A 21836-nucleotide genomic window follows, 5' to 3' on the forward strand; every position below is an offset into this window, starting at 1 on the left:
CGACCGTCGCCCTATAGCGGCATCAGAGCAGGAAGTCGTTCTCGTAGCTGGTGGGCGCCGCCGATCTCCAGGTCGAGCAGATCCCAGCCCCTCATCCACCGGCTGGCCCATACATTTCCCCGGAGTACTACTGCAGGACAATCCGCTCATCGGACCGAAGCGACAGATGTCAGCCACGACGGCCAGCTCCTCGGGTATCTGCTTCAGCCAGCGCTTCTTATAGTGCTCCGTGGAGGACGTCGATGCCGCGTTGGGTCTTCCCAAGAGCGCGGAAGTACTTCGCGACATCCTCCATGTCGGCGGTCGGAGGAACATGGGCGCGCCGGACGGAGGTGGTCTACGTGCTTGCAGAATCCGAACTGCTCCATGAAATAGTACTGGGCCCCGAGGACATTAACGGCAGACCGCTGAGCGGGATTCAGGATCCGGACCCGGCCTCAGGTTGTCCCGAGAAGGACCGATCCCTGTACGGACACCGTTGCAGTGAGACGGAGTGGATCTAGGCCCGCGTGATTAGTTTCCGATCGAAGTGGGGATCAGGTCACGAATACGTGCGGTATGGGCTGCCAGACCGGCCACTGAGCTGGAGGGAAGATGAAGTACAGGGTGCCAACCTAGATCGTCGCACTCTGCGCTAATTGCGGTCGTTGCTCCGCGTGGCACCACGGCCTCAAATGCTAGATCGACATGCGTTCTGCATGTGCCGAACGCTGAGGAAACATCATGAATATTCGTGCCGAGGGGAAGCTCCGAGAACCACGCAGCAGCTGAAATGCCTGATTCTTCGCGAAATTCGCGCATGGCGCTTCACGGAGTGACAGGTCGTCCTCCTCGAGGTGCCCCCCAAGCTGCACCCAGAACTGACCCTTGCGGTGAAACGTCAGAAGCGTCTCTTCAAGGGTCCGGTCGAAGACAAAGCAGCTAGCAGTGAGGTGGATGGGACGGCCAGCTTTCGCTAGAGACGCGCCACCATGATCCGCGAGGTGGTCAGTTACTCGATCCAACTAAGCCCGCTGTGCACCATCGGTCGCCCCTGCTCTCGTGGCTTCCACTTCGGCAACTACCGCTGTCATCAGGTTCGCATTATCCGCCCAACCTATGCCACGTCCCGCGGCATGCAGGGGAGCCCGTAGTCCAAGTTGGCGTTCTACTGATATTGAGGATCAGGTTTTTGCAGCATCGGTGGCTCGGTAGCGGATCCCCTACCGGTCGTTCTTCCACCACCGCTTGGATCACTCCAGCGCAGGAGCAGTGCCGGTCACGAGAGTTTTGGTTGACTTGAGCCAAAACGTCGCCTAGTCTTCCCGTGTGGATGTCGCCTCTTCCAAACCTCGACACCAGTGCTGCCGCCGCGGTTACCGACGTTAGACCGCTTCCGGCGGCTCCGAAGGGGCGGGCTACGAGAGCTCGGGATGCACAACAACCGTCGCCGGAGCGGTCTCGGCAGCAGTTTCAGTTTTCTACCAAGGAGTGAATGCAATGAACATGACGCATGTGGATACCTATTGGAACGCCCTCAGCAGCAAGGACAAGTCGGGGATTGCCCCGCACCTGGCCGACGACATCGTCCTCCTGGGCCCGATCTTCGCGGAGCCCACCGAAGGGAAGGCAGCGGCCGTGGAAATCCTTTCCGGTTTCATCGACGTAATCGACTCGCTTGGAGTCAAACTGAAGTTCGCATCGGATCAGGACGTGGCCGTATTTTTCACCTTCACGAGCAACGGAATCACCGTCGAGGGGAATGAGCATCTCCACCTGAACGACGATGGTTTGATCGATCGCATCGAGGTCGCTTGGCGGCCGCTCCCATCGGCAGTGCTCGTTCAGGAGATTTTCGCCAACAAAGCGGGCTTTCAGCCGATGCGCCTCGTTCCGGCCTTAGCCGTCGCGCGGGAAGACGAGGGGCAGGGTCCTCTGTAAGGGAATCCCGTTTTAACCTCTGCAGATCGAGACGCAGGGGTCGGGGGGGAACCTCACCAACACGGCGACCGTGACCGGCACCACCCCCGACGGTGGCCCGCTGACCTCGGTTCCCTCGACGGTCACGGTTCCCGAGAGGTGACTCCGGTCACCCCGGGTGACCCAACGCCGACTCCGGCCCCGTCGGGCGACCCGACTCCGGCACCCTCGGGTAGCCCGGTACCGGTTGCCGTTGGCTCGAAGCCGGTTGTCTCGAACCCGCGTGGCGGGGACCTCGCCTTCACGGGTACCGACCTGGTCGTCCCCGGAGCAGCGCTCGCGCTGATCCTGATGGCACTCGGCGGCACCGTCCTGGTGAGCCGACTCCGCAAGCAGCTCCGCGGTGAGGACGACAACGCCTGACCGACTGAGCAGTAACTGACACGGCGAGGGCCGGCCCCAAACACTGGGTCGGCCCTCGCTTGTTGCGTGAGGCGGAGCTCAGGCGGGGACAACGCAACCCGAATGCGAATGCCCCGCCTGAATGCTGCATCCAGATCCAGCACAACCTCTAAACATCTGCTTGCCAGCACACCAGTTTGGGGTGTTGGCCGGGTCGACGCGAGCTGGTGGTCGTCGCGGAGCTCGGGACGCTGAACATTGCCGTCGGGCCGAGGCGCAGTAGATGCATGGCGGGCAGTGAGAGTGTAACGACGTCGAGGGAGAAGTAGCGTTCATCGAGCTGGCGTTCCGGGCACGGGGCCTGCAAGTTGACGCGGATGCGATCGAGCGGACTCGGCGGATCCTGCAGGGGATAGTCACGCTCGGGGTCCGTGACGCCAGCCGCGGCGGCGTCTTCGGGCGTGTCCGGGATCCACGGGTCGCGGCCGACGGAGGCGCCTCGGGCCTCCGCGGTTCGCTGCGCTCCCACTGCCTGCAGCGGCTTCACGACGCCCTCGGGGTCGCGGCTGCCTCCCTGACGACGCTGTCGTCCCTGGTTCACCGGGACGACCACACCCACGGCGGCGAAGCATGTGCGCCCCGCGGCTCGAGCGCGGGCCACTCGTTCGACGAGGTCGGACCAGAGGGGGTCGGGAGCTCGCTGTGCGAATGCTTCGGGGCAGCGCGAGTCACCTCGACTAGCTCCGATTCGGTCGCATGGTCGTGCTGTTATGAAGACATACGGCACCCTCGAACACCCCCTCAAGCAGAAGCTTCGGTGGAAGTACCTGGCCCGTCACCGGTGTGGGCTGATTCCTTCGCTCGGTTCACCGATGTCGGAGTCACCGGCCGGAGACCCACCCAGCTGATCGCGCTGCCGGCTGCGACCAGCGCAGCCATGACGAGCATGGTGCGGTGGAACCCGCCGACGTCCATCTCACCGCCGAGGACGACGCCCACCAGAGCGACCATCGCAAGATACGAGACACGGGCGATGGCGTTGTTCACAGCCGAGCCGATGCCCGCCTGCTCGGACGGCAGGAGCGCAGAACGGTCGTCGTCAAGGGAGCGACGAGCAGCGCCCATCCGAGCCCGAGGAGGACACTGCCGGGAACACTCCCGTCCAGTAGCCAGGCTGCGCATCCGTCAGCATCATCGCCATCCCGCCGACACCTGCCAGAAGTGAGCCACCGACGATGAAGGCACGGGGTCCAAACCGATCCGCCCATCGCCCGACCGCCGACGAGGCAACCAACACGAGGGTGTCGACGGCAGGGTCGCAAGACCCGCATCCAACTGCACTAGGCATGCAGGCCGTGATCACCGGGCCGACACGCCGTTCTAGATCCATCACTGCGCGTCGACGCGCAGTGTCTGGACATAGTCGAGCATCGTGTTAGTTGCGGTTCGGAGTGGCTCGGGGTCTCGGCGCACCTGCGCTAGGAGGGTGCCACCCTGCAGCGCCGCGAGGAAAGACGTGGCAAGCGCTTCCGGATCAGCCTCCGCGCGCAACTCACCCCGGTCGCGCATCCGCTGAAGGCCGTCCCGGATCGGCGTTCGCCACCGCTCCAAGCTCGAGACGAGATCAACCCGGAAGTCTTCGGCGACGTCGGAGAGCTCTGACGCGAGGGAGCCCACGGCGCAGCCGCCCTCGCAGTCGTTCCCCACCAGAAGCGCGACGTTCGCGTCACACCATGCCCTCAGAGCTTCAAAGCTGTCGAGGTGGTCGAGCCAGGGTTGCTGCGCATCCAGCACCGATGAGGTCTGGCGTTCGATCACCGATCGGATGAGTGACTGCTTGTCGCCGAAATAGTGAGACAACTGCGACGTCGACACCCGAGCTGCTCGCTTCACGTCGTCGAGAGTGGTCACCTGTGCGCCGTGCTCGAACATCAAGTCCGCGGCCACGTCGACGATCCGGGATCTCGTGGCTCGTCCCTTCGGGGTGGTCGGAAGCGGTTTACCGGCGATAACCGCGCTGGCAGCACCGGTGGTGAGGTTGGAAGACATGACGTCCATGTAAGGAGCCTAAGCAAGATTTTGGCTCAAGGCAACCAAAACGATCGTCCGCCTCCAATTGAGCTCGTTCGTATGAAGCGCTAGGAACGTTCGCTGACGCTACTGTCGGCCTGGGTGAGCAGCATAAAGCAGGTTGGGACGAACGACCTCCGCGGAACTACTTGCACCGTCACTTACAGTGTCTGGAAAAGGCCATTCGCCAGTGAAACTACCGATGACCGGACGCGACGCCGTCCCTACGTTGACAGGATGATGCAACCTCTCCGAGGAAGACGGTTCCGGCTCGGTCGCTCGGACAAGGAGCCGCGTCGTAGGGAGGCCGAAGTTCGACTCGTCCGCGACGAGGACGCGGCACTTAACGTGGGTCGAAGGACACCGCCCTATCTCTCGGGCGATCTGTCGAAAACCGCACCCGGCCAGGTGCAGGTCCGCTATTCGTAGTCGTTCCTCCAAACTCAAACACCGGCCCGAAGGTTCTGGTTTAGCGCGCGGGATAACGGGATACGACCGCCGGCTGCCTGCCGCCAACGGTGTCCAGTTCGTCGATTCACGCCTACAGCATCACAGGCCGCTGGCAGCGTCGATCGCTGGGCCATCAACACCCAGAACCGCGCCTCCTGATCGGGTCGTTCCTTCTTCTTCGACAACACGCACGACGCCTCACATCACTATGGGGTGTTGCAACGACCGACTGAACTAACCACACCTTTATGTTCTCTGGGGCTCGAGGAATTACTCGAGGCCCTGATGGCAGAGTAGCAGCTCCCAGTGTAACAGCCGACGGCCACGCGAATGCCAGAGAGCTCTTCGGGCGGACGTAGCTCGAATCGGCGGCGAGGAAGATCCTGGCCGGGACGCCGAGTAGGCCGTGGCCCGGCGGCCGCCGCCCAGCGGCAAGCTGATGAGATGTCCCAGGAACGCTCCTTTTGGAAGGTCCTCGAAGGCACCGTCCGAGACCTCCTTCCCCTGAATTGCGCCTTCTGGTCTTGAGGTCATCGACATCTTCCATGAGTCCATCGATGTCAGCCCATCGCGGGAGTGACGCACCGTACATAAGCTCGCTGACATTGACGCACTAAGGAGGCGCCGTGCAATTCTCAAGAAAAAGCCCCGGCCTCGGGGTACAGCTGCTGTGCTGGTCTTCAGTCGTCCTCGACGGATTTGACCTAGTTGCGCTGGCCGTCGTGTTTCCGATCCTCTTGAAGGGCAACGTATGGGGGCTCACGCCCGCAACAGCATCGGTCATAGCCATGATCGGTCTAGTCGGGATGGCGGTTGGAGCCATTGCCATCGGCAGCGTCGCCGAAAGAATCGGCCCGGCCAAGGCACTGATAGTTAGCGTGGTTTGCTTCTCTGTGTTCACCCTGCTGTCTGCGACATCAGACTCTGCCATCGTGTTCACGGTCCTGAGGTTCATCGCCGGTTTGGGGCTCGGTGGATGCCTACCTATCGCGGTCGCCATTGTCGCCGCGCACAGAGCTGGCCAGGGCAAGAGCAGTAGCGCTACCACCACGCTCATGACTGGCTACAACATAGGTGCGGTGCTTTGTGCGCTGCTGGGAATGTTCCTGGTCCCCCAGCTTGGGTGGCAGTCCATGTTCGTCGCCGGCGCGCTGCCAGCTCTGCTGCTCGTCCCTTTGATGATCCGCTACCTTCCAGGGCCTGACGCGCAGGGGGAGGACATCGCGATGGCAGCCGCTGGAAGCGGCCGTGCCGACCGCAAGACCATCAGTGGCCTGTTCCGGGGCGGCTTGTTGCGGGCGACGATAGCGTTCTGGGTCGCCTCATTCATGGGACTGTTGCTGATCTATGGTCTCAATACCTGGCTCCCCGAGATCATGCGTGCTGCAGGGTACTCGGTAGGCAACTCGCTGGGCTTTCTGTTGATCCTCAATCTCGGGGCCATGCTCGGACAGGTCTTCGGCGGGTGGTTGGCCGACCGCAGAGGAGTTCGCCGTGCAACCATCGGTTGGTTCACTGGAGCTGCGGTCTTCCTGGCAGTATTCGCGCTTCCGCTGCCACAGCCAATTCTCTACGCCGCTCTCTTCCTTGCCGGGTTCTTCGTATTCAGCTCACAGACATTGACCTATGCCTACACACAAATGGTCTACCCCAAACACCTCCGCGCTACGGGGGTCGGATGGGCAGCGGGGACTGGCCGTCTTGGCGCAATCTGTGGGCCTCTCATAGGAGGAGTCTTGTTGACGGCGGGAATCGCTTACCCGTGGGGCTTCTATGTCTTCGCAATCGTCGGTGTCCTCGGGGCAGTGGCCGCCTGGATTGTGCCCCAGCAGCTAAAGGCCACCGAAGATCTGCCCGTTGCCGTAGATCTGACCCCTAAAGGTGGCGGAAGTGTATGAGCCCGGCGCACCACCATCTCGTCACGCCCTATTTGTAGTAGTCAAACTTAATTACGCAACGTATTCGAGGAGAACCAACAATGGTAAATCACACAACTAGAGTCGCGGTCATAGGCGCGGGACTGGGAGGGCTTACTGCCGCGATCGCACTTACGAGGATTGCCGGGGTGCAGGTCACAGTGTTCGAGCAAGCGGGGAAGCTGGCCGAAGTGGGCGCAGGCGTGGGAATTGCCCCGAATGGCCAACGCGCACTCGACCGGTTGGGATTGCTTGATGAGGTCAAGCTGGCCGGGGGGGCCCCGGAGGGACCCGGAATCTACATGAATGCAGATGGCAGACCGGTAGCCGAAATACCTTGGTCGGACTCCGCCGGGCGGTACCAAACTTTTGGCGTACATAGGGCCGACTTCGTCGACATTCTGAACCGAGCAATACCCAGTGGCACGGTTCGTGTAGGACACAGATTGACATCCATTAATGCGTTGGATTCAAGTGTCCAGCTTGAATTCGAAAACGGTGTGAATGCTGAGTTTGATGCCGTGGTGGGTGCGGACGGCGTCCACTCGGTGGTGCGGGATTCAATGATGCAACCCTCGAATCCCGTCTATTCCGGATCCATCGCATATCGCGGGGTGCTTGACGCGAGTGCCCTTCCCGAATGCTGGCCGATGAAAAGCCAGGTCTGGATGGGCGGTGGAAAGCATTTCATGTGCTATCCACTGCGCCAGCGTAAGTTGTTCAACTATGTCGGGTTCGTCCCAAGTGACAGGCCCCTCAAGGAATCATGGTCATCCGCCGGGGATGTGAGCGAACTGGCCGCCGAGTTTGGGGGAGAGGAGTGGGACCCGAATCTCCGTGAGTTCATCAAACTTATCGAGAAGACCTTCTGGTGGGGGCTTTACGACCGTGAGCCTCTCGCCAATTGGTCACGAGGTCGAATCACATTACTCGGCGACGCAGCACATACAATGCTGCCTCACGTCGGCCAGGGGGTAAACCAGGCAATTGAAGACAGCCTGAGCCTTGCCATCTTCCTCCGGGAGGCTGACGGCCCTGACGGCATCGTCAATGCTTTAAAACGCTATACGACGGCTCGCATGCAGCGAACAGCTCTCTTGCAGGCCGGCTCGCGCAGGACTGGCTCACAGCTCGACTCGCAGGCCGAGTTCGAGGACATCAAGAGGCGCGACGCCGAGATACGCGCTGGGCGTGATTTTCGTAGAAGTTTCGTCTTTGACTACGACGCGGTAGCTGTTGCTGATAAGTCTCTAATCCGATCACGCTGATACAAGAAGGGCTTTCTCCACATGACATCGATTACCATAATCGGCACCGGCAAGATGGGTTCGGCAATCGCCGATATGTCTGCAAGAGCTGAAGCGAATATCCAAATAATCAAACGCAAAGCTGGTGCCAGCTCTACGGCCGAGCGTGTCGACGCAGAGTACGGAGTGATCGGCGATGAGCTCACAGGTGAGCTCGTGGTTCTCGCGGTTCCATACGAAGCAATCCCGGACGTACTTACGCATTACCGGGATCGACTCAGCGGAAAGGTTCTTGTCGATATCAGCAACCCAATTGACTTCACTACTTTCGATGAGTTGGTCGTCCCGCCAGATTCTTCGGCTGCAGCGGAAATAGCTAAGGAGATCCCGAATGCGGCAGTCGTCAAGGCGTTCAACATCAACTTCGCAGAAACACTGGCCAGCGGAACCAATGGTGCAACGCACACGACGGTTGTGCTTGCCGGGGACGATGCAGATGCGAAAATCGCAGTCATCGCCCTCGTCGAGGCAGCAGGACTCCGAGCCGTTGATGCTGGACCCCTTTCGCGTGCGCGGGAACTTGAGTCACTGGGCTTCCTGCAAATCACGTTGGCAGCACTCGCAAAGACCAGCTGGGAGTCCGGGTTCGCACTACAGTCGTGAACATTGCGGCGGTAACTTGGAGGGGGCGAAAGCGGCAGTTGAGCGGCTGAGATCAGAGTCTCTCTCGCCAAGCTCCGCAAAGCGCTTGTCGCCGTGATGGGTCTGCCACTGTCTTTGACCGAAGAGGCAGTGGCAGACCGCCCTCTCCCGAGGGGGTGCAGATGCTATCGTCACGAGTTTGCAATCTCCGTGGCGCTGGACCGGCGGGCGTAGGTGCCATCAACCTTCAGCGGGACATACTGTCAGGCGGCAAAGCCGTGGGGGTTGAAATGAGCAGCGGGGATCCGTGGTCAGGGATGCCCCACGGGCCGTGACCACCCGGCGCAGTGTGTTCCCGCTCGTGTAAGCACTAGATCATCTTCTCGGCCGCGCCGAAGATGCCGTCCCTCTGCTTATCGACCAGCTTCAATGTGGGCTGAAGGCACAGGTACTGCAGGTCATAGTCGTGCTCTTCCAGGATTTCGATAGATATTTTTTGCTTCGCCGTTCGGGTGCCACCACGCAGTATCTGACAGCGGGTGGTCGTAGTTCCTTGCCCTGATTGGCGGTGACGCCGAAAGGGTTAGGCCCGGGGAAGCCTAGGGAAGTAGGGTTCTCTCACTCACGGTGGTCGTCATCCCTACGGCTAGTTGAGTCCGGCTAACCCTAATTGGAGGGCCTCAGGGCGCGCGAAAACTATGCGACGACTTGATGGATGCCACGACGTCGGAGCTGAAGAGGGCCAACACCTCCGCAGCATGAGCCGCGCTGTTGGAAGATGTCGCGACTGCCCCCGCGAAGACCGTGCTGATCGCACAGTCGGCCGGGAGGACACCAAGGATGCGCACGGCGGGCTGCCCGATCAGCTCGCTGAGCTGCTGCAGGCCGAGATCGACCTCGCCCTCTGCGAGCAGGCGCGCCACGGGCACGCCTGGACGGGCCTTCACAAGCCGGTCGCCCACCTCATCCGTCATGCCCCAGTCGTCGATCATTCGCAAGAGTTCGGTGCCGCTCGGTCCAGTGGAATATCCGATGCGGGATGCAGCGCGCAGGGCGCTGCGAAACTCATCGGCGTTCGCAAAGGCCGTTCCTACGGGATATAAAGCTGGATCGGTGGCGCGTTCGGACACACCTACAGCGACCTCCGACAGCACGATCGGGGCGATAGATGCGGGATCGACGTGCCGTTCGGCAGCGAGACGTTGGAGAGCGTCCACTGCGAGGAACACAAGGTCGAACGGCTCGCCGGCGGTCACCCGCTGGGCGGCGTCCACTCCGCCGACGGATTCGAGCTTTAAAGGCGGTAGCCCCACCTTGGCAGCAGCATCAGCGAGGTCGGCGAGAACGTGGCGGGTGGCCATCGACGAGATCGCCCTCATGCAGCATCCTCGAGGCTCTCGGCGTCCACTTCGGCAGCGGCTGCCGGCCCATATCGCGCGCCAGAGACGGTAGCAGTGCCAATCACCTCGCCGGCCTGCGTCAGCAGCGCGCCGTCGACCATGATGTCGGACACCGCCATGTTCTCACGCAGGTGCCCGACGCTGGTTGTTCCCGGGATCGGCACAACGTGATCACCGCGGGAGAGCACCCAGGCCAGGGCGAGCTGAGCTGGAGTGCAACCGGCCTCCGCCGCCAGCTCACGCCAAAACGCCAGCAGCGCCGCATTCGCACCCCAGTGCTCGGGCTGGAAGCGCGGCATGCTGCGGCGGATGTCGTTTGGGGCCAGCTCACTGGGGTCCTTGACCGCATCGGCGAGGAAACCCCTTGCTAGCGGCGAAAACGCAACCAGAGTCACGCCGTCCTCGCGAGTGGCGTCGAGCATACCAAGCTCGGCATTGCGGCTCCAGAGGGAGTACTCGTTCTGCACGGCCGCGATAGGGGCGATTGCCTGCGCCTCGCGCAGTCGTGCGACAGATACCTCGGACAGGCCGATTGCGCCGATCTTGCCCGCGGCCACCATCTCGGCAAGCGCTCCGACGCTGTCGCCGATAGGCACCTTTTTGTCCCACCGGTGAAGGTAGTACAGGTCGATGTAGTCGACGCCAAGGCGGCTCAGCGAAGCATCGACCTGTGCGCGCAGCGTATCGGGGCGTCCATCGATAACTTTCTCCCCGTTGACGGATGCCATCCCGCACTTGCTCGCCAGGAAGACCTCGTCACGGCGCCCCGCGACCGCAGTACCTACAAGCTCTTCGTTGCGTCCGCCGCCATACAGTGTTGCCGTGTCAAGCATCCCGATGCCTTCATCGAGAGCTGCCCGCAGAACCGCCAGCCCTTCGTCACGCGACGGGGGGATGCCGTACGCGTGGCTCAGCGACATACAGCCCAGACCGGTGGGTGGCAGCTTCACGCCAGCTGCTTCTCAAGCGAGCCGAGCACTCGGTAGCAGTCGATGACCTGGCGAAGCGAAGAGTTCGGTTCGCGTCCCTCGCGGATAGCGGAGAGGAACTCACGATCCTGCAGCTCGATACCGTTCATGCTGACTGCGACATGCGACACGTCGATCGGCTCCTCACGGCCGTTGTAGAGATCGTCGTAGCGCGCGATGTAGGTCTCGGTATCCCCGATGTAGCGGAAGAACGTGCCGAACGGCCCGTTGTTGTTGAACGATAGTGAGAGCGTGCAAATCGCGCCCGACTCGCTCTTGAGCTGGATCGACATGTCCATCGCGATGCCGAGTTCGGGGTGGATCGGGCCTTGGATTGCGTTCGCCTGCACGATCTTGCCTGCCTGGTAGGCGAACAAGTCGACGGTGTGCGCGGCATGATGCCACAGCAGGTGGTCGGTCCAGGACCGGGTTTGGCCCTTCGCATTCGTGTTGGTTCGGCGGAAGAAGTAGGTCTGAACGTCCATTTGCTGCACGTGGAACTCGCCCGACGCGATCCGGCTATGTACCAACTGATGCGAGGGATTGAAGCGGCGGGTGTGGCCAACCATTGCCACACGCTTGGATGATTCGGCCGCCTCGAGCGCTGCCTCGGCGTCCACGAGCGAGTCAGCCAAGGGAATCTCGACCTGCACATGCTTGCCGGCGGCGAGCACCGCTTGGGTTTGAGACGCGTGGAGCCCGGTGGGCGTAGCAAGGATCACCGCGTCGACGTCGTCGCGCTCGAGCACAGCGTCTAGGCCGACGACGGCGTTCGCGACGCCGTATTTCTCGGCGACCGCCTGGGTCGGTTCGAGCCGCGTGCCGCTGACGACGGTCACCTCAGCATCGGGGATGTTGATCAGGCCGTCGAGATGTTTCATGCCGAAGGCGCCTGCGGCGCCGACGACGGCTACACGGATCTTGTCAGTCATGGGGTGGGTCCTCTTGTTTTGATACGGTCAGTCGGTCGGGTTCGTGAGAACGAGGTGGCCGACGGCGGTGTTCGACGCGGGCACGTGGTAAAAACGGTGGTTCACCTCGGGGCTATTACCTCCGAACTGATCATCCATAGCACCACGTGCAATAAGCCAGTCAACAAGCTCGATGCCCTCGGACCCGGCCTCATCGACATACTCCATGTGATGCCATTCCGTCAGGCCTACGGGGTCGGCGATGAGGTGGTCCAAGAAGGCGTTGTCCCACTCCGCGTTAATGAGGCCGGCACGCGGGCCTTGCAGCTGATGGCTCATGCCGCCGGTTCCCCAAATTTGCACGTTGAGCGGCTCACCGTCCCACTTGTCCAGGGCACGGCGGAGCGCACGCCCGAGTTCGTAGCAGCGACGTCCGGACGGTACCGGGTACTGCACTACGTTTACGGCGAGGGGGATGACCTTGACGGGCCATTCTTCGACGTCCCCATACACGAGCGACAGTGGCACTGTGAGGCCATGGTCTACGACCATCTCGTTGACGAGCGTGAGGTCGAAGTCGTCCTGGATCACGGACTGGGCGATATGTGCAGCCAGCTCGGGATAGCCTTTGACGTCAGGCACTGGGCGGGGGCCGTAGCCCTCGTCGGCGACCGGGTACTCCGCGCCGGTGCCGAGCACGAAGGTCGGGATGATCGAGGAGTCGAAGGCCGTGGCATGGTCGTTGTACACCAGGATGACAACGTCGGGCAGGTTCTCCTTGGCCCACTTTCGCGTCCACTCATACCCGGAGAACACCTTCTTCCAGTACGGCTCCTCGGTCTTGCCGAGGTCCATCGCCGCCCCGATCGCCGGCACGTGCGAAGTGAACAGTGCCGAGGTGAACTGCGCCGGAGCATCATGCCGCATCGTCTCGGCCTTCTCACCGGGCTCAGGGGGCGTCCATCCGTCGAGATCCTTAAGGCGGTTTCCCTCCGGGCGCAGACCACCGCCGATCATCATGTCTCGGTACGCGGCCTCAGACATGCCTGTCATCGACCCGGCCATCTGCTGGAAGCTCAGGCCGTGGGTGGCGCCGATCTTGGCCAGGAAGTAGATGTTCCCGCCCTCGGCGATGCATGTGTTGAGGTCGATATCGAGCACCGCCTGGCGCTGTACCGGGTTGAGGGGCCACTCGTCCAGGTACGCACCGCGGTCGGCCAGATACCGTTCGCGGTTCTCCGGTTTCATCAGCGACATGCAGAACTGGTTTAGGTGGTAGCCCTTTCGGGCCTGATCGGCATCAAAGATGGTGGTGCCAGGGACGTCTTTGTACGGTTTGTCGAGTGTCATGTCATACTCCTTCGGGCCAGTAGAGGCGGCGAGGATTGTCGACAAGCAGCTGCCGCTGCAGTGTCGACGTCGCCGCGATCTGCGGGATGTAGTCGACCAGAAGCCCGTCGTCGGGCATGTGGTCCTTGAGGTTGGGGTGCGGCCAATCGGTTCCCCAGAGGACGCGGGAGGGGAACTCCTCGACTATGCGGCGGGCGAAGGGGACGACGTCGCGGTAGGCGTGCTGTTCGCCTTCGAGAGCGCGGGGGCCGGTGACGGACAAACGCTCAGGGCAGGAGACCTTGGTCCACACGTTAGTGTTCTCACGCATGAATCGCAGGAACAGTTCGAACTCGGGACCGTCCGGGTCCTTTGTAACGTCGGGCCGTCCCATATGATCGATGACCAAGTCGGTCGGGATCGACGAAAAGAAGTCGTACAGCTCGGGCAGATCCTCGGCCTCGAAGTAGATCACAACGTGCCATCCAAGTGGCGCGATCTTGGCCACGATCTCCTCGAGCGAGCCGGTGGGCACGCGGTCGACCAGACGTTTCACGAAGTTGAACCGGACGCCCCTTACCCCGGCCTCATGCAACTCGGTGAGTTGCTCGTCGGTCACGTCACGGCGGACGGTCGCAACACCGCGGGCGCGACCTCCGCTGCGCTGCAATGCGTCGACCAGGGCTCGGTTGTCGGAACCGTGGCATGTCGCCTGTACGATGACGTTCCGGTCGAATCCCAGCTGGTCTCGCAAGGCAAACAGCTGGTCCGCCGAGGCGTCGCACGGAGTGTACTTGCGCTGAGGCGCGTAGGGGAACTGCCCGCCCGGCCCGAACACGTGGCAGTGGGCGTCTACAGAGCCCTCTGGCAACCGGAACGTCGGTGTGCTCGGTCCGTCGTACCAGTCGAGCCAGCCCTCAGACTTCTCGAAATCTCCGGTGGTATCGCCGTGTGTCATCATCAGTTCTCCACGTATTCCAAGCCAGCCTGGGCGAGAGGCCCGCGCATGCCGTAGACATCCAGGCCCAAGACGCCCTCGCGGAACTTCACGCGTTTGGCTTCCTCGTTATCCTCACGCTTCTGGCTGGCGTCTGCCACCGCTCCGACAAGCTCTCGGGGGACAACCACGACGCCGTCGACGTCGGCCACGACCACGTCGCCGGGGCTCACCACGGCGTTCGCGACCACTACGGGGATGTTCACCGATCCGAGAGTGGCCTTGACCGTGCCTTTGGCGTTGACAGCGCGGGAGAACACCGGGAAATCCATATTCTCCAGATCGGCGACGTCGCGGACACCACCGTCGATCACCAAGCCCTTGCAGCCGCGGGCGGTCAGCGAGGTGGCGAGCAGCTCACCGAAGAAGCCGTCCTCGCTTTCGGTGGTGCAGCCGGCGACGATCACATCACCTTCCTGCACCTGCTCCGCGGCGACGTGGAACATCCAGTTGTCACCAGGCTGGAGCAGGACAGTCACTGCCGGACCACAGAGCTTAGCGCCGGTGTAGGCAGGCCTGATGTAGGGGCGCAGGAGCCCGACCCGCCCCATCGCCTCATGGATGGTGGCGACGCCGAATTGCGAAAGCCGTTTTACGTCCGTGGGATCCGGACGTTCGATGTTGGTGCGGACGATGCCGAGGTTGTTCAGGCGCATTTTGATGGTCCTCTCAGAGTCCGCGCGCAGTAAGGGCGCGGTCAAGCCGTGGGTAGACACGGCGGGCGTTGTCTTCGAACACCTGCGCGCGCTGCGCGTCGTTCAGGTTCGTGGTGGCGTCGACGTACCGCTTGGTGTCGTCGAAGTAGTGTCCGCTCCGCGGGTCGACGTCGCGCACAGCGCCGATCATCTCGCTCGCGAAGAGGATGTTCTCGGTCGGGACGACCTTGGTGAGAAGGTCGATGCCCGGCTGGTGGTACACACAGGTGTCGAAGAACACGTTGTTCAGCAGGTGCTCCTCGATTACGGGCTTGCCAAGCGCCATTGCGAGCCCACGGAAGCGCCCCCAGTGGTAGGGAACGGCACCGCCGCCGTGAGGGATTACGAGCTTCAACTCCGGGAAGTCACGGAACAGGTCGCCCTGAAGCAGTTGCATGAACGCGGTGGTGTCGGCATTGAGGTAGTGCGCTCCGGTCGTGTGGAAGGCCGGGTTGCACGACGTGCTGACGTGCACCATCGCCGGGATCTCGTAGTCGACGAGTTTCTCGTATATCGGATACCACGAGCGATCGGTCAGCGGCGGGGACGTCCAGTTGCCGCCGGACGGGTCGGGGTTGAGGTTAACGGTGACGGCGCCGAGTTCCTCGACGGCGCGAGTAAGCTCGGCAACGCTCGTCGCGGGATCCGTATTGGGGGACTGGGGGAGCATCGCCCCCATTAGGAAGCGTTCCGGGTAGAGCTCGCTGACGCGGGCGCACAGATCATTGCAGATCCGGGCCCAGGTCTCGCTCACAGCGAGGTCCCCGATGTGGTGGGCCATGAACGAGGCGCGAGGGCTGAAGACGGTGACGTCGCTGCCGCGCTCGTTCATGAGTTTGAGCTGGTTGGCCTCGATGGTTTCACGGATGTCGTCATCACTGATGCGCAGGGTCGCAGGGTCAGGAGCGTCCGCGCGTCCTTCAGTAAATGCGATCTGCAGATCACGCCAAGCTCCAAGCTGTGGAGGAGCTGTGGTGTAGTGGCCGTGGATGTCGATAATCACGCGTGTCGTCCTTGTCACTGAGCGTAAGCGGTGCGAAAGCAGCTGCACTTCATCGGATAGGTCTTGCCCCAAAAATGACTCTAGGGGTGTTTGTCACAGTGGTCCAATAGATATGTAAAGGCGGAACCATAGATAAGATCGATGGCATGATGTTCCCTGACCTCAACCAGCTCCGGACCTTCGTCACGCTCTACGAGCTGCGCAGCGTCACGGGCGCATCCAAGCGACTGCACGTGACACAGCCGACGGTCAGTTATTCCCTACGGCGGCTTAGGGAGCGGTTCGGTGACGAGCTGTTCCGTCGCGAAGGGAACGACATGGTGCCGACCGCGAAGGCGACGCAACTGTTTGGGCCCCTACACAACGCCTTGGCACAAATAGACGCGACAGTCATGGGATCGGATGTGTTTGAACCGACCGGATTCAGCGGCGAGCTCGTCCTCGGACTCACCTCGATCGGCGAGCAAACGTTCCTCCCACCGATCATGACCGCTCTCGGGCGGGTCGGCGCCGATCCGCGAATTCAGGTAGAACGGCTCGACTCGGACGAGGTCGAGGGCGGGCTAATCCGCGGCACCATCGATCTGGCACTGACCGTGACGCGGATCGCCACACCGCGGCTGTGGAGGACGCACGTGCGTTCGGTCGAATACGTGGCTCTGTCGTCCGGGTCGCATCCACTGCCCGCGACCGGGCCCGACATGTTCGAGGGGAGGCGCTTTGTACGGGTTTCCGCCCGTGGCGGGCACGTCTATCCCGTGCAGGCGCTAACCGAGCATGACTTGATGTCGCAGGTCGTGCTAACCATGGAGGAGTACGGCACAGTGCCCGCCGTGCTCGAGGCGACGGATCTGGTCGTCCTGCTGCCTCGACATGTAGCGGGGGTATTCTGTGGCTGGTTCCCCCGCCTTCGCATCGCCGAGCTGCCGTGGCCCGGGCAGAGCACACCGGTGGAGTTGTACACGCGACGCGAGGCCAGCCTCTCGCAGGCGCAGCGATGGTTCCGCTCGCTGGTGCTTGATGCGGTTGCGGCGGATGAATACAAGTCGTAGCCATAAGCGTCTGAGGGCGTCTCAATAATTGGACAAGCCGGTGTGACCCGGCGTCGCCAGTCGACTACAAGATTATGGGGGCATCGTCGGCAGGGCCGAAGTGGAGCGCTAGCTGTACTAACCCGGTTGTTGGTGACATGGCTGACCGGTGAGGCGCCTTTGAGTGCGGGCCCGGACCTAACCGCGGTCCTGACGCCGGCCTTCACGGAGGTTCCGTGCCCGGGAGTTTGCCTCTCCCTGCGCCCGCCCGTGCACGCGGTGTCCGCCGCCCTCAGGGATACGGCCAAGCTTCGTGATTTGTGTTCGCTCCCGACAAGCACCACACAACACCCGGAGGTCTCTTATTGCGTCAAATTAATCCCCGTGTCACCGACCTGCCGGGACAATACAGCTAGCGTTTCGTCCTGTTCCAGCTGGCCTTGCCCGGAGCGAACGGGCTACGTACATGGATCGACCATGACGAGTGCGGGTGGATCGTCAGAATCGCGTGCTCCCACCAGGCGCGGGCTTCGTTTGAGAGCTCCGGTAAAACCGCGTCTTTGTCGGCGTCGTCCTCCGGACGGGGACGCAGCGCCTTCCAAACCAACTGCACCTCGGGCGCCCCGGTCGGAATGCCGTCGACGTCGATCACTGCACGATCCCACGGCAGCTGCAGTCGTGGATCTCGTCGGTAAACCCAGACGCGATCCGTGCCGTCCTCGACGTTGACCTGCAGTACCCATGCGCCCGTTGCATCATCATGGATACGGATCGGCTGCAGATCGGCATCCATATCAGCCTCTACCCAAGGGAGAACGCCGTCGCCTGACGGAGCCCACGCACTAAACGGCGCCGGCAAGTCTTGCACCAGTTGGGGCAGACCGGCGATCGTCGTGCTGACGTCGATATTGTCGTGCTTGCGAGTGTGAGTGCCGAGCCAGTGGTCGAGCGCCGCCCCTCCGGACACCCACCAACGCGCCGATGACGGCCCAAGCAGGTCCGCTACGACTCGGAGGGGCAGAGGTTCCCAGCGCGTGGCGAGGGTGGGTTTGGATGAGGCCATGGCTCTAGGCTACCCGTGGGCGGCGGTGGCTCACCGAAATGGCAAGGGATCTGATAGGGAGACCTGCGGGAGCAAGCGATCCACGGGCAAATGCATCTAACCTGGGGGACCCTCATGTCCAACAAAGCCCTACTGACGTGCGGCGTTGGGCTTTCTGCAGATCACATTGGCAGCACTCGCTCACCGGAGAACTCGCCGATCGCGTCGTCGCCGCGGCCTGGGCGGCCAGGGCGAGGATCGGCTGACTCAACGGAGGGTATAACTCTTCCCTATTTGCTTTACGCCTATTGACTGTAAACCTTCTAGGTTGCTAGGTTCCCGGTATCCGAGCTCCGCAACGTCGCCCGACGCTCATGCGGGGTGAACTCGGATCAAAGCGGAAAGCGAGCCCACATGACCACCTTCGACTACGAGGACCTATTTATCGGGGGCCAGTGGATCAAGCCCGCGACGAGCAACCGCATCACCGTGATTGGGGCCGCCAGCGGCGATGCCGTGGGTTCGATGCCCGAGGCGGCCGAGGCGGACATCGATCAGGCGGTGGTATCCGCACGCATAGCGTTTGACGCCTCGGACGGCTGGTCATCATGGACTCCCGCGGAGCGTGCTGAAAAGATGCTGGCGCTGGCAATCGGGCTCGAGTCACGCGCCGACCGCATGGCACACGCTGTGAGCATCCAAAACGGCATGCCGATCTCGCTGGCAGGACAGCTAGAGACCGGCATGCCAGTTTCTACGCTGCGCTACTTCGCGCAAATCGCGACACAGTCGTTGACCGATGAGATCCGGGATGGTTTCCACGGCGGATCGATGCATGTCCGACGTGTGCCAATTGGAGTCGTGGCGGCGGTCGTGCCTTGGAACTTTCCGCAGACGCTGGCATTCACCAAGATCGCCCCCGCTCTCGCCGCTGGCTGCACCGTCATCGTCAAGCCGTCGCCAGAGACTGTGCTCGACAGCGCTGTCCTCGCTGAGGCCGTCGAGGAGGCTGGCTTTCCGCCTGGGGTCATCAACATAGTCCCCGGCAGCTCCTCCGCCGGCGCGTACCTCGTCTCACACCCGGGCGTGGACAAGGTCGCCTTCACCGGCTCGACTGACACGGGGCGGTCGATCGCTGAGACGTGCGGCCGACTCCTTCGCCCGGTCAGTCTCGAGCTGGGAGGCAAGTCCGCGGCGATCGTCCTCGACGACGCCGACCTCCCGAGTAGCCTCTACGCCTTTTTCGGCGCCAGTCTGCTCAACAACGGCCAGACCTGTTACGCCACCACAAGGGTCTTGGCGCCCCGCTCCCGGTACGACGAAACGGTGGACACTCTCACCTCCTTCGCCGCCTCATTGACGGTGGGAAATCCGCTCGACTTGGCCACCCAAGTCGGGCCACTCACCTCTGCGCGTCAGCGTGAGAAGGTCGAGACGTACATCGACAAAGGCATCGCCGCGGGGGCACGGCTGACGGTCGGAGGAGATCGGCCGTCAGGGCTGGACAGCGGCTGGTTCCTCAACCCGACCGTCCTTGCCGACGTCGACAACGGCTCTATCTTGGGTCAGGAGGAGATCTTCGGTCCCGTCCTAACCATCACTTCCTACTCCACCGACGAGGAGGCCGTCGAGCTGGCGAATGCGTCGCGCTACGGTCTGGGCGGAACGGTCTGGACCTCGGACGCCGAACGTGGGCTTCGCATCGCACGACAGGTCCGGACCGGGACGATCGGCATTAACGGATACGTGCCCGACCCCGCAATCCCGTTTGGTGGGGTCAAGGACAGCGGCGGAAGCCGTGAGTTCGGGCCAGAGGGTCTCCACTCCTACACTCAGTACCAGTCGATCCATCTCGAGCAGAGCTGATCCGTCAGCCTCGCGGCGAGAACGTCCAGGGGTCGGCGGGTACTCGACACTTCATCACCCGGGTTGCCAAGATCATCCGGTCGCCCGTTCTGGCTGACCGCGTGCGTCGGATCTGTCACACCGCTCTCATCGGATGGAGCCGGGCGATACTCTACCGCCACCCAGAGGGCCACTAGTTCCGCTGGAGCCCAAGCATGTGTTCACCGTGCATGTCATCCCTCGTCTCCCGACCACGAAAGGTCCCCCAATGTCTTTAGATGCGTCAACACACTCCACCTGCTCTCCTGACTCCACCACAACGCGCCAGACGGATCAGGTCACGGCCCAATACGATCGCCGCAACGCGCGCGGCTACGATTACGTCATCGTCGGCGCAGGTACGGCAGGATGCGTACTGGCGAACCGACTCACGGAGGATCCTGCGGTGCACGTGCTGCTTGTGGAAGCAGGGTCGGCCACCTACCTTCCTTCAATGTCCTCGCCGGGCATGTGGCCGACCCTCCTTGGTACCGAAGCAAACTGGGGCGATACCACTGTCCCCCAGAACTTTTCCCGCACCGTCATCCCCGCGCCTCGGGGTCGCGCGCTCGGGGGGTCCTCCAGCATCAACGGCCTGACCTTTCTTCGCGGCCACCGATCAAGCTACGACGCATGGGTCGATCAGGGCGCAACCGGTTGGGGATACAACGACCTCCTGCCCTACTTCCGGCGCAGCGAGACAACCGAAGGACGCGACCCTGCCATCCGCGGTACCACCGGTCCGCTCCTAGTTGGACCGACTACGCATCCGAGTCCAGCAGTCCTCGGAGCCCTCGCGGCCGCAGCGGAGGCTGGTTTCGCCCTCGTCGACGACGTGAACAGCGGCCTCGAGATAGGGTTCGGCCTGTGTGATGCCAACGTCACCGACGGAATGCGCCAGAGCGCGGCCGATGCATACCTGCGCCCAGTGATGAACCGCCGTAACCTCAACATACTCACCGGGGCAGAGGTCCGGCGCCTCCTAATCGTAGACGGTCACTGTACAGGCATCGAGTACTCCGCAGACGGTCTCATCTCGACCGTCGAGGCCGGACGCGAAGTGATCCTCACGGCGGGTGCAATCGGCACGCCGCAGCTGCTGATGCTGTCAGGCATCGGCCCGGCTGAACACCTGTCCTCGGTAGGCATCGACGTTGTTCACGACCTCCCGGGTGTTGGAAGCAACCTCCACGACCACCCGATGTCAACTGTCGTCTACGAGGTCTCCACACCGCTGGCCTTCGACCGGCACAACATCTACGGCCAGGGAGTGGGACTGATCCAGACGGACCCATCCGCCGAGGGACCGGACCTTCAGATTCTCTTCATCAGCCAGCCCTACCGTGCAAACAGTATGTCCGGGCCTGATAACGGCTACGCTATCGGATTCTCGGCGATGACTCCCTCCAGTCGAGGCACCGTCCGCCTCGCCGATTCGGACCCTGCTAGCCGGCCTCTCATCGACCCCAACTATCTGAGCGACGGGAACGACGTCGCAGTCATGACCGAAGGATTGCGCATCGCGAGACTCATCGGCAGCCGTGACGCCCTCGCCCAAGTCAGAGGCCGGGAGGCACAGCCTGGAACCCTTGTCGCCGATGACGCCGAGGTTCGCCAATACCTGCGCGACAGCCTCCTCGTCTACTTCCACTACGCAGGCACCTGTCGGGTGGGCACTGACGGCCTATCGGTCGTCGACCCGGACCTCCGCGTCCACGGCATCTCGGGCCTCCGCGTCGCTGACGCCTCCATCATGCCGTCACCGGTCTCGGCCAACACGAACGCCACCGTCTACGCAATTGCCGAGAAGGCCGCCGCGCTCATAACGAATGAGCCGACTATCGCCTCGACGGCCGTGACAGGTTTGTGAGATCGTCGCCAAGAGCCAAGCCCTGACCATCCCCACGGACGGTACCGCGGGGAACCGTTCGGTGACGACGAACAGATGCC

Annotated in this window: 18 protein-coding genes and 1 pseudogene; 8 read left to right on the plus strand and 11 right to left on the minus strand. The window is 62.5% G+C overall.

All coding sequences use genetic code 11. The features are described 5' to 3' along the window. Nucleotides 1-1479 precede the first annotated feature (1479 nt). Both AC5RUQ_RS17190 and AC5RUQ_RS17195 read left to right on the plus strand, forming a co-directional pair. Entirely contained in the window at nucleotides 1480-1920 is a 441-nt protein-coding gene (locus tag AC5RUQ_RS17190) for a nuclear transport factor 2 family protein (RefSeq protein ID WP_493948537.1), read from the plus strand. Nucleotides 1921-2058: 138 nt separating this feature from the next. Next, on the plus strand, nucleotides 2059-2322 hold the full coding sequence (locus tag AC5RUQ_RS17195) for a hypothetical protein (RefSeq protein ID WP_493948538.1): 264 nt from the start codon (nucleotides 2059-2061) through the stop codon (nucleotides 2320-2322). A gap of 780 nt (nucleotides 2323-3102) precedes the next feature. On the opposite strand, the gene AC5RUQ_RS17200 is transcribed toward AC5RUQ_RS17195, so the two are convergent. The 3 genes and pseudogenes from AC5RUQ_RS17200 to AC5RUQ_RS17210 form a co-directional block, all read right to left on the minus strand. Continuing rightward, complete coding sequence (locus tag AC5RUQ_RS17200) at nucleotides 3103-3426, minus strand: hypothetical protein (RefSeq protein WP_493948539.1); 324 nt, start codon at nucleotides 3424-3426, stop codon at nucleotides 3103-3105. A 264-nt stretch (nucleotides 3427-3690) separates the two neighbouring features. Beyond that, on the minus strand, nucleotides 3691-4359 hold the full coding sequence (locus AC5RUQ_RS17205; protein WP_493948540.1) for a TetR/AcrR family transcriptional regulator: 669 nt from the start codon (nucleotides 4357-4359) through the stop codon (nucleotides 3691-3693). A 363-nt stretch (nucleotides 4360-4722) separates the two neighbouring features. Then, nucleotides 4723-4955: pseudogene (locus tag AC5RUQ_RS17210) on the minus strand (helix-turn-helix domain-containing protein); the annotation flags it as partial. A 492-nt stretch (nucleotides 4956-5447) separates the two neighbouring features. Between AC5RUQ_RS17210 and AC5RUQ_RS17215 the strand changes: the two are divergent. The 3 genes from AC5RUQ_RS17215 (at nucleotide 5448) to AC5RUQ_RS17225 (ending at nucleotide 8647) form a co-directional block, all read left to right on the plus strand. After that, nucleotides 5448-6719: an MFS transporter gene (locus tag AC5RUQ_RS17215; protein ID WP_493948541.1), complete on the plus strand. Its 1272-nt coding sequence runs from the start codon at nucleotides 5448-5450 to the stop codon at nucleotides 6717-6719. 80 nt (nucleotides 6720-6799) lie between these two features. Then, complete coding sequence (locus AC5RUQ_RS17220) at nucleotides 6800-8005, plus strand: FAD-dependent monooxygenase (RefSeq protein ID WP_493948542.1); 1206 nt, start codon at nucleotides 6800-6802, stop codon at nucleotides 8003-8005. Between the two features lie 21 nt (nucleotides 8006-8026). Continuing rightward, nucleotides 8027-8647: an NADPH-dependent F420 reductase gene (locus AC5RUQ_RS17225; RefSeq protein WP_493948543.1), complete on the plus strand. Its 621-nt coding sequence runs from the start codon at nucleotides 8027-8029 to the stop codon at nucleotides 8645-8647. Between the two features lie 659 nt (nucleotides 8648-9306). Here the strand turns inward: AC5RUQ_RS17225 and AC5RUQ_RS17230 are convergent. Genes AC5RUQ_RS17230 through AC5RUQ_RS17260 form a run of 7 tightly spaced genes read right to left on the minus strand, consistent with a single transcriptional unit; the run spans nucleotide 9307 to nucleotide 15929 of the window. After that, nucleotides 9307-10005 (minus strand): substrate-binding domain-containing protein, encoded by a 699-nt coding sequence (locus AC5RUQ_RS17230; RefSeq protein WP_493948544.1) that lies wholly within the window; start codon nucleotides 10003-10005, stop codon nucleotides 9307-9309. Continuing rightward, on the minus strand, nucleotides 10002-10976 hold the full coding sequence (locus tag AC5RUQ_RS17235) for an aldo/keto reductase (protein ID WP_493948545.1): 975 nt from the start codon (nucleotides 10974-10976) through the stop codon (nucleotides 10002-10004). Before AC5RUQ_RS17235 ends, AC5RUQ_RS17230 begins: the two co-directional genes overlap by 4 nt. Then, a complete protein-coding gene (locus AC5RUQ_RS17240; RefSeq protein ID WP_493948546.1) occupies nucleotides 10973-11926 on the minus strand; it encodes a Gfo/Idh/MocA family oxidoreductase in 954 nt (317 codons plus the stop codon). The genes AC5RUQ_RS17235 and AC5RUQ_RS17240 overlap by 4 nt, the downstream gene beginning before the upstream one ends. A gap of 27 nt (nucleotides 11927-11953) precedes the next feature. After that, complete coding sequence (locus AC5RUQ_RS17245; protein ID WP_493948547.1) at nucleotides 11954-13255, minus strand: protocatechuate 4,5-dioxygenase subunit alpha/beta; 1302 nt, start codon at nucleotides 13253-13255, stop codon at nucleotides 11954-11956. A 1-nt stretch (nucleotide 13256) separates the two neighbouring features. Next, the gene (locus AC5RUQ_RS17250; RefSeq protein WP_493948548.1) at nucleotides 13257-14195 is read right to left on the minus strand and encodes an amidohydrolase family protein; all 939 of its coding nucleotides are present in this window, start codon (nucleotides 14193-14195) and stop codon (nucleotides 13257-13259) included. Beyond that, entirely contained in the window at nucleotides 14195-14887 is a 693-nt protein-coding gene (gene ligK / locus AC5RUQ_RS17255) for a 4-carboxy-4-hydroxy-2-oxoadipate aldolase/oxaloacetate decarboxylase (protein WP_493948549.1), read from the minus strand. Before ligK ends, AC5RUQ_RS17250 begins: the two co-directional genes overlap by 1 nt. Before the next feature lie 13 nt (nucleotides 14888-14900). Further along, nucleotides 14901-15929 carry an amidohydrolase family protein gene (locus tag AC5RUQ_RS17260; RefSeq protein ID WP_493948682.1) on the minus strand — a complete coding sequence of 343 codons (1029 nt, stop codon included), beginning with the start codon at nucleotides 15927-15929 and terminating at the stop codon, nucleotides 14901-14903. Between the two features lie 146 nt (nucleotides 15930-16075). Between AC5RUQ_RS17260 and AC5RUQ_RS17265 the strand changes: the two genes are divergently transcribed. After that, a complete protein-coding gene (locus AC5RUQ_RS17265; RefSeq protein WP_493948550.1) occupies nucleotides 16076-16981 on the plus strand; it encodes a LysR family transcriptional regulator in 906 nt (301 codons plus the stop codon). Between the two features lie 391 nt (nucleotides 16982-17372). Here the strand turns inward: AC5RUQ_RS17265 and AC5RUQ_RS17270 are convergent, their stop codons facing one another. Then, nucleotides 17373-18023, minus strand: a complete 651-nt coding sequence (locus AC5RUQ_RS17270; RefSeq protein WP_493948551.1) for a nucleotidyltransferase domain-containing protein — start codon at nucleotides 18021-18023, stop codon at nucleotides 17373-17375. A gap of 393 nt (nucleotides 18024-18416) precedes the next feature. Here AC5RUQ_RS17270 and AC5RUQ_RS17275 point away from each other — a divergent pair, with 393 nt between their 5' ends. Both AC5RUQ_RS17275 and AC5RUQ_RS17280 read left to right on the plus strand, forming a co-directional pair. After that, nucleotides 18417-19868 (plus strand): aldehyde dehydrogenase, encoded by a 1452-nt coding sequence (locus AC5RUQ_RS17275; protein WP_493948552.1) that lies wholly within the window; start codon nucleotides 18417-18419, stop codon nucleotides 19866-19868. Between the two features lie 247 nt (nucleotides 19869-20115). After that, on the plus strand, nucleotides 20116-21756 hold the full coding sequence (locus AC5RUQ_RS17280) for a GMC family oxidoreductase (protein ID WP_493948553.1): 1641 nt from the start codon (nucleotides 20116-20118) through the stop codon (nucleotides 21754-21756). The last annotated feature ends 80 nt before the right edge of the window (nucleotides 21757-21836 follow it).

The sequence above is a fragment of the Arthrobacter sp. MDT2-3 genome, from assembly GCF_059090465.1.